The 11,809-nt window shown below is 68.4% G+C and carries 12 protein-coding genes; 7 read left to right on the top strand and 5 right to left on the bottom strand.

Translation table 11 applies throughout. The features are described from left to right. Positions 1–390 carry a DUF2914 domain-containing protein gene (locus ACZ5LB_RS03370; protein ID WP_464604745.1) on the top strand — a complete coding sequence of 130 codons (390 nt, stop codon included), beginning with the start codon at positions 1–3 and terminating at the stop codon, positions 388–390. Between the two features lie 21 nt (positions 391–411). Here the strand turns inward: ACZ5LB_RS03370 and dusB are convergent, their stop codons facing one another. The 4 genes from dusB to ACZ5LB_RS03350 are packed head-to-tail and all read right to left on the bottom strand — an operon-like array spanning position 412 to position 4,650. Next, entirely contained in the window at positions 412–1,404 is a 993-nt protein-coding gene (dusB, locus tag ACZ5LB_RS03365; RefSeq protein ID WP_464604744.1) for a tRNA dihydrouridine synthase DusB, read from the bottom strand. Further along, positions 1,401–1,775, bottom strand: a complete 375-nt coding sequence (locus tag ACZ5LB_RS03360; protein WP_464604743.1) for a 5-carboxymethyl-2-hydroxymuconate Delta-isomerase — start codon at positions 1,773–1,775, stop codon at positions 1,401–1,403. The genes dusB and ACZ5LB_RS03360 overlap by 4 nt, the downstream gene beginning before the upstream one ends. A gap of 3 nt (positions 1,776–1,778) precedes the next feature. Next, on the bottom strand, positions 1,779–2,717 hold the full coding sequence (locus ACZ5LB_RS03355) for a hypothetical protein (protein ID WP_464604742.1): 939 nt from the start codon (positions 2,715–2,717) through the stop codon (positions 1,779–1,781). Between the two features lie 22 nt (positions 2,718–2,739). After that, on the bottom strand, positions 2,740–4,650 hold the full coding sequence (locus tag ACZ5LB_RS03350) for a serine/threonine-protein kinase (RefSeq protein WP_464604741.1): 1,911 nt from the start codon (positions 4,648–4,650) through the stop codon (positions 2,740–2,742). Positions 4,651–4,797: 147 nt separating this feature from the next. On the opposite strand from ACZ5LB_RS03350, the gene ACZ5LB_RS03345 reads away from it, so the two are divergent. The 5 genes from ACZ5LB_RS03345 (at position 4,798) to ACZ5LB_RS03325 (ending at position 8,784) form a co-directional block, all read left to right on the top strand. Beyond that, positions 4,798–6,327: a glycosyltransferase gene (locus ACZ5LB_RS03345; RefSeq protein WP_464604740.1), complete on the top strand. Its 1,530-nt coding sequence runs from the start codon at positions 4,798–4,800 to the stop codon at positions 6,325–6,327. A gap of 76 nt (positions 6,328–6,403) precedes the next feature. After that, entirely contained in the window at positions 6,404–6,688 is a 285-nt protein-coding gene (locus ACZ5LB_RS03340) for an EscU/YscU/HrcU family type III secretion system export apparatus switch protein (RefSeq protein ID WP_464604739.1), read from the top strand. Next, positions 6,685–7,533, top strand: a complete 849-nt coding sequence (locus ACZ5LB_RS03335; protein WP_464604738.1) for a PHP domain-containing protein — start codon at positions 6,685–6,687, stop codon at positions 7,531–7,533. Before ACZ5LB_RS03340 ends, ACZ5LB_RS03335 begins: the two co-directional genes overlap by 4 nt. 19 nt (positions 7,534–7,552) lie before the next feature. Further along, positions 7,553–7,951, top strand: coding sequence for a response regulator (locus tag ACZ5LB_RS03330; protein ID WP_464604737.1), 399 nt, complete (start codon positions 7,553–7,555; stop codon positions 7,949–7,951). Then, a complete protein-coding gene (locus ACZ5LB_RS03325; protein WP_464604736.1) occupies positions 7,948–8,784 on the top strand; it encodes a tRNA pseudouridine synthase A in 837 nt (278 codons plus the stop codon). The genes ACZ5LB_RS03330 and ACZ5LB_RS03325 overlap by 4 nt, the downstream gene beginning before the upstream one ends. 27 nt (positions 8,785–8,811) lie before the next feature. On the opposite strand, the gene ACZ5LB_RS03320 is transcribed toward ACZ5LB_RS03325, so the two are convergent. Next, positions 8,812–10,128 carry a hypothetical protein gene (locus tag ACZ5LB_RS03320; protein ID WP_464604735.1) on the bottom strand — a complete coding sequence of 439 codons (1,317 nt, stop codon included), beginning with the start codon at positions 10,126–10,128 and terminating at the stop codon, positions 8,812–8,814. A gap of 436 nt (positions 10,129–10,564) precedes the next feature. Here ACZ5LB_RS03320 and ACZ5LB_RS03315 point away from each other — a divergent pair, with 436 nt between their 5' ends. Then, positions 10,565–11,740 carry a hypothetical protein gene (locus ACZ5LB_RS03315; RefSeq protein WP_464604734.1) on the top strand — a complete coding sequence of 392 codons (1,176 nt, stop codon included), beginning with the start codon at positions 10,565–10,567 and terminating at the stop codon, positions 11,738–11,740. Positions 11,741–11,809 lie beyond the last annotated feature (69 nt).

Genomic DNA, 11,809 nt, shown 5'->3' with positions numbered 1-11,809 from the left:
ATGCGCACGAACCTGTTGTACACCCTTGGCTTGGCGGCCCTGACCGCCACGGCGCTCCAGGCTGCGGACCCCGCGGCCGAACTCAAGGTCGGCCTCGGCATCGAGAAGATGGAGATCGCGGACGCCTCGGAAACCTTCAAGGTGGCCCCGGACACGAAGATCTACGCCTGGACGAGAGTAAGCGGCCTGGAAGGCGCCACCGTGACCCTCAGCTTCCAGAAGGACGGCAAGGCCGTGTTCCAGAAGGACCTGGAAGTGCCCCACAGCCCCTACCGCACCAACGCCTACCGCACCTTCCGCGCCGGCGACAACGGGAGCTGGACCGTCAAGGCCCTGGACAAGGAGGGCAAGGAGCTGGGGAGCACAACCTTCACCGTCGAGGTCCAGTGACCCGCCGGGGCCCGGGAGCGCTCAGGCTTCCGGCGCCCCGCGGTGGTGCTTGAGCTTCTCCAGTTCGGCCAGGATCGTCCCGGGGTCGTGGCATTCCTGCAGGCCCTGGCGGAAGTGGACGCCGCCGGGCAGGCCCTTGGTGAACCAGGACCCGATCTTCTTCATCTTGTGCAGGGCCTCCCGGGGCTCCAGCAGCTCCAGGAGCATCCCGAAGAACGAGATGCACAGGTCGATGCGCTCGACCTCGGTGACCTCCAGGCCGGGTTCGGTGACCTGGCGGAAGATCCACGGGTTCGTGAGGGCGGCGCGGCCGATCATCACGCCGTGGCAGCCGGTCTCGGCGGCCATGCGCAGGGCGTCGGCGGGAGTGTTCACGTCGCCGTTGCCGATGATGGGAAAGCCGACCCCGGCGTCCACGGCCCGGGCGATGAGGGACCAGTCGGCGTGCCCTTCGTACTGCTGGGCCCGGGTGCGGGGGTGGATGGCCAGGGCCTTCACGCCCACCGCGTCGAACATGTGCAGGAAGTCCAGGTACTCGGCCTTCTCCTTCTGGCTGTGATCCCAGCCCGCGCGCATCTTAACGGTGACCGGCAGGTCCACGGCCTTCACCATGGCGGTCACGCAGGCCTCGGCGAGGCGGATGTCGCGCAGGAGGGCAGATCCGGCCCCGCCCTTGGTCACGTTGCTGGCGGGGCAGCCCATGTTCAGGTCGATGATGTCCGCCCCGGCGTCCCGGGCCATGCGCGCGGCGTCGGCCAGGTGCTCGGGCACGCTCCCGGCCAATTGCATGGCGAAGGGGTGCTCGCCCTCGGCGGCCATCATGCGCTCCGCCTTGCGGGCGTGCCGGATGAGGGCCTCGCTGCTGATCATCTCGGAAACGGTGAGGCCCACGCCGCCAACGCCCCGGATCATGCGCCGGAAGGGCTGGTCCGTGATCTCGTGGAGGGGCGCCATCACCAGCGGGGGCTGGACCCGGACAGGACCGATGCTGAAGGAGGAGTCGGGGAACGTCACGGTGCCGTTACGCTCGTCGCCTTGAAATACCCGTCCTTGCGCATGTCGCGGACCTCCACGGTCAGATCGGCCTGCAGCGTCTCCAGGGTCCGGGCGAAGTGGACCTTGAGAAGGTCCAGGGCGCCCTTCCCCACCTTGGCGAGGACGGCGGGGTCCCGCCCCTCCAGCACGAGGATGGTGAGGTGGACGAAGGCCAGGTCCCGGCCTCCGCCGGCCATGCGGAACTCTTCGCAGCGGTGGGCGCGGCTCTTGATGTCCTTGAGATTGAAGGGGCACGCCTCCGACAGGAACCGGTGAAGCTGCTCCCAGAAGGCCTGGAAATCAGGCTGTTCGGCGATGGTGGAGGTGTACTCGAGGATCGTGTGGGGCATGATTCACTTTCCGGAAGCCTGGGCTTCCAGGTCCATGATGACAGCCTCCACGGCCGAGTCGTTCCTCCAGAAGAGGGCCGTGACCCGCAGGAACCACCCGATGAGCCAGGCGTTGACCAGCACCGCCAGGGCCTGGAGGCCCAGGAGGGACCAGACCCGCACGGGCGTGCCGCCCCCCATGCGCCAGCCCAGGAGGAGCACCAGGAACGGCAGGCCGGTCCTCACCACCACCCCGCCGGCCACCAGGGCCGTCCACTGGATGGGATGGGTCCAGAGGCGCAGGAAGCTCCCGCGGAGGTGGCGCCCCAGGGCCCGGGCGCCGCCCAGGTTCCAGCCGGGGGCGGCGGCCCGGTCCAGGCGGCAGAGCCAGGCCTGGAGGAAGAATACGGAGACGAACGCGAGCCGGATCAGGACCCCGCCCACCCAGTCCAGCCACCCCAGGCCCTGGATGCCCGTGCCCGCCAGGGCCGAGAGGACCCAGAAAATCGCGGAGCCCAGGAGGGCCAGCGGCAGGGCCGCGAGGAACAGGGCGTCCACGAAGCCCCAGAGCCATGCGCCGAGCCTCGCGGGCACGCCCGCGGCCCGGGCCTGGACCTTCCAGCTGGCCCAGAGGAACCAGGCCATGGCCCCGAGCGCGGCCAGCGGGACCCAGGGTCCGGTCCACTGGTCCTTCAGGCCCCCGTTGACCGCCAGGTCCCAGAGGTCGCGAACGGTGATCAGCTCGCCCCAGTAGGAAGGCAGCGCGCTCCACCCCGCCAGGGCCTTGAGGTGCGCGGCCCACAGGGCGCTGGTGAGCACGTGGAAGCAGAGCCAGCCCGCGAGCAGCTGGAGTCCCCAGCCGCGAAGGCCTCCGGCCAGGGCGGCGCCCAGGAAGGACCACGGCCCCCGGGGGGCTGGGATCGGCGCGGCGTCCGCGGTCGGTTGGGAGGCTTCGTCAGGCATGGGCATCCAAAGAAGCTATCACTCAGAACCGCATATTCAACTTGAAATCGCCGGTGAGGTCCACCGTCTGCGCGGCGCCGGCGCGTCCGTGGACGTTCACGGCGTGCCGGCCCTTGACCATCTGGATGGGCGTGTTGCCGTCGCTCTCCGCCTGGGTGGCGATCCCGTCGACCACCACCGTCCCCGAATTGGGGAAGGTGTTGACGGTGAGGCTGCACAGGCCCGGCAGCGCCACCGCCGCCACCTGGCCCGGGGCCACCGTCACGGTCAGGGTCTCCCGGAGGAAGACCCGGGGGTTGGAAACCTCCAGCCGGTGGCTCCCCGGGGGGGCGCTCAGGGTGCCGCCCTCCCGCACCTCGCCGGCGTCCCTGCCGTCGACCTTGACCCGGACGGAATAGGGCGCCGTGAATTTCAGGGTGCCGGGGGCGTGGACGTCCACGGCCTTCGGCTCGGCGCCGGCCCGGGTCCGGGAGGCGTCCACCAGGGTGAACACCCGGGAGCCGGGGGTCTCCCCCTGGTTGAACCGGGTGGCCACCAGCAGGTCCCCCTTGGTGCAGGTCAGGTCGTGCTCCACGGACTGGTCCCAGGCCGGCACCTCCAGGGGGGTGACGCCCTCGAGCTTCACGGAATCCAGCACCACGGTGGCCCCGTCGGGGAAGGTCCGGATGGTCTCCCGGGAGGTCATGGCCTCCAGGGTGAGCCGGGGCGGAGGGGAGCCGCCCTGGAAGCGGAAGTCCAGCGGCTTGTAGCCGTTCTTCTCGAACCGCAGCACGTCCCCGGCCTTCAGGGCCAGGGGCAGCGGGGTGGTGCCCACCTCCACGCCGGCCTTGAGCGCCTTGGCTCCGGGGGGGAGGGTGTCCAGCATCACCTGGCCGGGCCCGGAACGGAACAGGACCACCCCGCCCGCGCCGGCGACGACGGCCACCGCGGCCACGATGGCGTAGAGCATGCCCTTGCCGCCCCTGCCCCGGACCGGCGCGGCCATGGACCGGATCTCCGGGGCGACCTCCTCCAGGGGATGGCTGTGGTGGGTGCCCCCCACGTGCTCGGCCTTCAGGTGGCCCAGGAGCTGCATGCGATCCGTGCGCCCCAGGTCCCTGGCGCCGTCCAGGAGGTCCTTCACGAAGGCCGAGCACGTGGGGTGCCGGTCCGCGGGATCCTTGGCCAGGGCCCGGGTGAAGATGCGCTGCCAGGCCTCGGGCAGGAGCCCCTCCACGGGGGGCTTGATCTCCACCGGGGGCTCGTTGACGATCCGGTAGAGGATCGTGTTGATGGAAGTGCCTGGGAAGGGAAGGCTTCCGCTAAGGAGTTCGAAGGTAAGCACGGCGAAGCTGAAGAGGTCCGAGGCGGCCACGGCGATGCCTTCGCGGATCTGTTCCGGGCTGGCGTAGCTGGGCGTGCCCAGGAAGGTGCCCGTCTGGGTGAGGGAGGCGTCCTCGCGCTTGGCGATGCCGAAGTCCATGAGCTTGGGCCGGCGGTCCTCGGTGATCATCACGTTGCCGGGCTTCACGTCCCGGTGGACGATCCCCTTGTCGTGGGCATGGTCCAGCGCGGAGGCGATGCCCGCGGCGATGACCAGCTTCTCCTTGAGGGTGAGGGCGGTGCCCTCCTTGATCAGGGCGTCCAGGGGCCGGCCCGGGACGAATTCCATGGCCAGGTAGGGCCCGATCTCGCTGTCGCCCACGTCGTAGATCGTCACGATGCCCGGGTCGTTCAGGACCCCGGACACCTCGGCCTCCCGCTGGAACCTCGCCAGGAACTCCTTGCGCTCAAGCTCGCTGTGGATGGCGTTGAGCCGGACCACCTTCACGGCCAGCTTGCGCTTGATGCGGGGATCCTCCGCGAGGTACACCGACCCCATGGCCCCGGCCCCCAGGAGCCCTTTGATCTCATACCGGCCGATGTTCTTGGGGAAATTTCCGGCTTCTTCCATTCCGATATGCCCAGCCTTCTCGTTTAATGTTGCATGGTTGTGACGAAAAAAGGGTGAAAAACATGTGGAAAACCGAAAGATTCCTGACAAGCTTGGAGGATATAGTATCGCTCGCCCACAGGGCAAGCACCCTTGGAGAACAGAACGATGGACGTCCTCAAGACGGTGGTGCTCGTCACCTACTTCACGATTCTCAGCATCCTGAGCATCTATGGGGCTCATCGGCTCTGGATGCTGCTTCTGTACTTCAAGCACAAGAGCACCCCTCCCCAGCCCAAGGGCGGCCGGGATTTCGAGCCCATGGTCACCGTGCAGCTGGCCATCTTTAACGAAATCAATGTCGTAGAGCGCCTCATGGACCACGTCGTGAAGATGGACTGGCCCAAGGAGAAGCTCGAGATCCAGATGCTGGACGACTCCACCGACGACACCGTCAAGGTGGCCCAGGCCGTCTGCGAGAAGTACCGCAACCTCGGCTGGGACATCTCCTACATCCACCGCACCGACCGCACCGGGTACAAGGCCGGCGCCCTGGACAACGGCCTCAAGACCGCCAAGGGCGAGTTCGTCGCCATGTTCGACGCCGACTTCCTGCCCACCGTGGACTTCCTCCGCCAGGGCGTGCCCCATTTCGCCGACGACAACATCGCCTTCGTGCAGGGCTGCTGGGACCACCTGAACCGCGACTTCTCGCTGCTCACCCAGGTCCAGGCCATCCTGCTGGACGGCCACTTCGTCTTCGAGCACACCGCCCGGCACCGCTCCAAGGCCTTCTTCAACTTCTCCGGCACCGCCGGCATGTGGCGCGTCCGCGCCATCGCCGACGCGGGGGGCTGGGAGCACGACACCATCACCGAGGACGCCGACCTTTCCTACCGGGCCCAGCTCAAGGGCTGGCGCGGCGTCTACCTCAAGGACATGGTCGTCCCCGCCGAGCTGCCCGTGGAGGTCAACGCCTTCAAGAGCCAGCAGCACCGCTGGGCCAAGGGCAACGCCCAGGTCATCCGCAAGCTCATGAAGACCATCCTGTTCAGCAAGGAGAGCCTGCACACCAAGGCCGAGTGCTGGTTCCACCTCACCGCCAACTGCAACTACATGCTCATGGTCATCCTGGCCGTGATCATGGTGCCCAGCATGTATTTCCGCGCCGGCACCCCCCCCCTGACCCTCCTCCTCACCGACGGCCCCTTCTTCCTCCTCAACGCCGTGAGCGTGGGCCTCTACTTCGGCCTTTCCCAGCGGGAGGTCTACAACAACAAGAACTGGACCAGCCGGCTCAAGTACGTCCCCGGCCTCATGAGCCTGGGCATCGGCCTCTGCCTCAACCAGTCCAAGGCCGTGCTCGAAGGGTTCTTCACCGACGACATTGAGTTCAAGCGCACCCCCAAGCTGGGCGTGGACGAGAAGGGCAACGGCGCCACCGCCTCCACCGCCAAGGCCTACAAGGTGCCCAAGAGCCTCATCACCTTCCTGGAGCTGGCCTTCGCCGTCTACTACTTCGGCGCGGTCGTCGTGGCCATCTACATCCGCAAGTGGGCCTCGGTGCCCTTCCTCTGGCTGTTCTTCAGCGGGTTCGCCTACATCAGCTTCATGTCCCTGGCCGACGTCAAGATCTTCCGCCGGCTGGCCATGGAGGAGCTCGAGGACGACGAGACCGAATCCACCCTCGTCCAGTAGCCCAAGCAATCCCACCCCTGACCGGAACCTGGGCCTCCCAGGTTCCGGTTCTGTACCGGGCCGGTTAGGCTGGATCATGGTCCGCACCCCGCCACGCTCCAGCGCCGTCGCCCTGCGCTACGCCCCCGAAGCCCCCTTCCGGGACCTGGCCCCGCGCCTGGTGGCCAAGGGGGAGGGGCTCCTGGCTGACCGCATCGTGGCCCTGGCCAGGCAGCACGGCATCCCCGTGGAGCGGGATCCCGACCTGCTGGCCGCCCTCGAACCCCTGCAGATGGACCAGGTCGTCCCCCCCGAACTGTTCCAGGCGGTGGCCATCATGCTGGCGGCCATCTACCGCGCCAACGCAGGAGTCGCGCCTTGATCGACCTCCACAGCCACTCCATCTTCTCGGACGGCACCGACACCCCCGAGGCCCTGGCTGACCTGGCGGACCGCGCGGGCCTGACGGCCCTGGCGCTCACCGACCACGACACCCTGGAGGGCCTGGGGCGGTTCCTGGCCTGCCAGCCCCGCACCGCCGCCCAACTGGTGCCGGGCATCGAGCTGAGCTGCCGCTTCCTGGGGCGGGTCCTCCATGTGCTCGGCCTGTTCATCGATCCCGGCAACCCCCGGTTCCGCGCGCGCATCGAGGACATGCGGGAGCGCCGGGTGGAACGCAACCGGTGCATGGTGGAACGGCTCCAGGAACTGGGCGTGGCCATCACCTGGGAGGAGGTGGCGGCCCTGGCCCCCACGGACGCCATCTCGCGCACCCACTTCGCCCGGGCCCTGGTGAGGCATGGCGCCGCGGGCAGCCCCCAGGACGCCTTCCGGCGCTACATCGGCGACGACGGCCCGGCCTTCGTGCCGTTGAAGGACCTGACGCCGCGGGACGCGGCCGCCTGGATCCGCGAAGCCGGCGGCGTGTCGGTGGTGGCCCACCCCGGCCGCTTCAGCCACCGCAGCTTCCGCTGGGAGGCGGCCATGGCCGACCTGAAGGCCCAGGGCCTCCAGGGCCTGGAGGCCCACTATCCCGACTACGGCCCCGCCGAGCACCAGTATTTCCTGGAACTGGCCCGGGTCCTGGGGATGGTGCCCAGCGGCGGCAGCGACTACCACGGCGGCCACAAGCCGGGACAGTACCTGGGCGTGGGAACCGGCTCCCTGCACGTGCCCGACGAGGTCCTGGACCGCCTCAAGGGCCTGCGCCCCGCGGAAACGGTATAGACTTGCCCTTGAGGTTCCCATGAGCAAGAAGATCCTGATCGTCGAGGATGACCCCATCAACGTGAAGTTCATGAAGGTCGTGCTGGTGCGCAAGGGGGGCTTCGAGGTGGTGGTGTCCGAGGACGTGGACGAGATCCTCGCCATCGTCCGCGCCGGGGACGTGTCGGCGGTCATCATGGACATCAGCCTGTCCCGCTCCATCCACCTGGGCAAGAAGGTCGACGGCATCTACATCACGCGCCTGCTCAAGGCAGATCCGGCCACCCGGGGGGTGCCGGTCATCCTCGCCACCGCCCATGCCATGACCGGCGACCGGGAGCGCTTCCTGGCCGAGACCGGCGCCGAGCACTACCTTTCCAAGCCCCTCCACGACCCCGACCATTTCCTGGCGGAAGTGAACAAGGTCTTCCCCGCATGAGGCCGCCCAAGGGCCTGGCGCCCCGGACCGGCGGGTACCGGCTTCTGGTGGAATACGACGGCTCCCGCTTCCAGGGCTGGCAGAAGCAGGGCCCCAAGCAGACTGCGCAGGGCGTGCGCACGGTGGCTGGCACCCTGGAGCGGGTGCTGCAGGAAGCCGGCCTCGCGGTGTCGTCCCTGGGCGGCTCCGGGCGCACCGACGCGGGCGTGCACGCCCTGGGGCAGGTGGCGCACCTGTACCTTGCCGGCGCCCATCCGAAGTGCTGGGAGCTCCAGCGCATCCTGGACGAGGGCCTGCCCGGGGACGTGGCCCTGAGGGCCGTGAACCCCTGCCCCGCGGGCTTCCACGCCCGCCACGACGCCACGGCCCGCACCTACCTGTACCAGCTCAGCCTTCGCCGCACCGCCTTCGCCAAGCCCTATGCGTGGTGGGTGAAGGGCGCCCTGGACATCCAGCGGCTGCGGGAGGCCTGGCTGGCCTTCCAGGGCAACCACGACATGGGCGCCTTTGCAGACCTGGCCAAGGGCGAGGATCCCCGCTGCCAGGTGCACGCCCTGGATTTCGCCCAGGACGGCGCCCTGGTGCTCCTGAGGGCCACCGCGGGCCACTTCCTCCACAAGCAGGTGCGCCGCATGGTGGGGGCCGCGGTGCTCTGCGGCCTGGGCCGGGAGCGGGTGGAGCGCATCCCCCGCGACCTGGGCGCGCCGACCCCCGAGGCGAACCTGTTCTGGGGGGCCGCCGCGGCCCCGTCCGCGGGCCTCTTCCTGGAGCACGTGCACTACCCCGGCGGCGCGGACCTGGGCCCGCTGCGGGCGGAGACCCGGGTGCCCTGAGCCCTTCCTGGCCGGCTGGGGAGGCGCCTATTTCACCGGAAGGGCGATGCCCTCGGCCTCCTTCTCCGGCTCCGCGTGCGCATGGGCGGCGGCCAGGGTCGCCGCGTAGCGGGGCGAGGCCAGGAAGCCGGGGCGCCAGGTCTCCAGGAAGGCGGGCACCTGTGGCTTGTCGGCGGCGGACGCGGCCTGGTAGCGGGTCACGAATTCACGCATGGCCTGCTGCATCCAGTGATAAATAACCAGTTGGATTTCACCGGTCAGGCGATCGCGCTTCAGGGCGGCCGCGTGCGCTGCGTCCTTGTGCCCCTTCTCCTGCCGCAGGCATGCGGTGGCGAGCTTTTCGGTGACGATCTTCTGGCGCATGTAGGCCGCCCCCAGGAAGACGAAGGCACGGTTGCGCATGAGGGCCACCTGGGCGCCTTCGAACGCATCCTTCCACGCCATGAACTCCCGGAAGTCCCCCCCCGGCCCCGGCGGGGTCACGACCTTCACGCCCCCGGGCGTGCAGAAGCTCGTCAGCCAGCCTTCGACGATCTTGTCGAAGTAGGGCGCCGCCAGCGTCGGTATCTGGTCGTAGTTGACGCCCGGGTCGTAGCCTGTGAAGACCCGGAGGTTGTAGGCGAAGAGGGTGTTGAAGAAATAGTCCGCCAGCAGTTCGGTGGGCATGAGGTTGCCCATCAGGTGGAGCCCGGCGAAGGGCGATTCGGATGAAGGGAGGTTGTAGGCCGCGTCCGTGCGGATCCGCTGGACCCGGTAGAAATGGAAGGGGTTGTCGACCCCGGCCCGCACATCCTTCTCCGACAGGGGCGCCAGGTCCCCGGCGGACCCGGACGGACCCTTCTCTTCCTTGATCTCCTCCACCAGGGGACCTCCGTCCAGGATGGTGATGGCCTTCGGGGCCATGATCACCAGTTCGGTCTTGGTGGACCGGCTGTATTCCGCCCGGTTGCTCCGGGCGAAGCGCGCAAGCCGTGGAAGACGCCCCACCTCCAAGCTGACGGAAATCGAGTTCCGCCCATGGGAGCCGCGCTCGAGATTGAACGACGCGGCCACGTCGCCCTGGCCGGCATAGGCTGAATCCACGTGGAACCGGACCACGGAATGGGCCGGCACCGTGAGGGTCGAGTCCCAGGGGACGACGGGGCCCTCGCCCTGGCCCTGGTTGATGGAAGCACCGAAGGTGGGCCCGGTTCCCGCGGTGGGGAACCGCAGCACCCACGCGTGTCCCGTCCGGTTGGCGATCTCCTGGCCCAGGGGTTCCCAGGCCGCATGGACCTGGGTCCCGGCCAGCAGGGCCAGGGCGGCCGCAAGCCTGAAGGGATGGTGTTCGAAAAGAAGTTGCATTGCCTGCCTCCTTGGCGTGCATTCCGGACGTCTCGCTGTCAAGGAAGCGCCGTTATGAATATTTGCTCATACCCCCAAAAGTCAAGGCGCTGGTTGGACGGTCCCCGGCATTCGGCCGCCGATTGAACAAATTCCAATATTTGTATGATAAAACACTTTTCATGGCACCACCGGCTCCCGAAAGAGGGGAGGAACCTAGGGGGTGAATGATTCATTTTGTGATTGCGACGAAATGATTGATAACCATTGATTCAACCCCGCCACCTCCAACCCGGAGCCACCCCATGAAGCCCCCCTCCCCGGACGAAGCGGGATCCATTCAACCCGAGAGGGCACCCCATTCCCGAGGGCCCCCTGGCCCACACCCCCCGTGTGCCCTCGGCACCGAACCCCTGGCCTTCCATTCACCATCCCGCAAGCCCCCATAGGAACCCGCATGACCTTTGATCCGAAGCAGCCATTGAGAATCCGTTGGTTCGTCCTGGCGCTCCTGGCCGCCGCCCCCGCCGCCCTCAGGGCGGACGCCGTGGACTATCTCCGCCATTCCGTCGCCCCCCGGTACCAGTTGGAGATGAACGAAACCCATTTCGCCGAGAAGAACATCCAGAAGGGGCGCGCCATCCTGGACCGGATCCTGGACGATCGATACGACTACCTGGGCGATGAGGCCACCTACGGCACCGACCTGGTGGCGGTGATGTGGGCCCTCTTCGACGCCGGCGTGGCCAAGGGCCAGGGGTACGAGCAGGGGAGCTTCGTCGTCGAGGACAGGGACTGGCGCCTGTTCGACTTCCTCCGGGGCAACGGGGGGGCCTACGCCCGGCACTCCAGCCACCTGAAGCGGGCCACCCGGCTCACCAACGCCGGCCACTACGGCATCGACATCCTGGGGTCCTACCAGGCCAGTGCGGCGGACTGGAAGCCCTATTCGAGCCTGAACCCCGCCTTCGTGCAGCAGAACATCCTACCCGCCCGCAAGGGGACCATCCTCTTCGTCCCCATGCCCGCGGGCCGGGACATGCACCTGGCGACGAACCAGATCTTCATCAAGATGGAAGACCACGGGATCCGCACCTGGTACGGGTACGCCAACCACGCCTGGGATTTCATCACGGGAACCTGCCTGGGGCTGGGGGGCGGCTCCGGGGAGGCCCGGAAGGAGCGGGTCGACCCGCACCTCGCCCGGCGGTACAAGGCCATGATCGGCCGGGTTCCCGCCGCCTGGTTCACCGCGGACACCCCCATCGCCCATGAACTGGGGGTGAGGGCGATGATGCACGAAGCGGACCGCCTGGGGCGCGCGTTCCTGGCCGACCAGGGATTCCGGCAGGCCCACGCGGAGTTCACCGCGGCGGTGGACGCCAAGGGGTACGACCATCTGGCCATGCGCACCGGCGACGAGGTGATCTTCACCCAGGCCGAACTGCGCCAGGCCATCGCCGGCCCCGCCAACCCGGCCCTGGCCCATGCGTCCGCCAGCCCGGACGACTGGGAGCGTGACCTGCCCGAGGCCGCGGAATGGGAGCCCGAAGCCGCCGCCCCCGCCGGACCGCCGCCCGCCCCGGAGGCGCCCAAGGGCTTCCTGGCCACCGTGGGTTCCTGGATCTGGTAGGAGCCGCCCGTTGCGATGCAGTCGCAGCGCCCATTCCAGGCCACGTACGGTAAATTCGTAGGTTCACGC

It is taken from the genome of Mesoterricola sp. MK458 (genome assembly GCF_055384935.1).
This window is presented reverse-complemented; position numbering and strand designations above follow the sequence as displayed.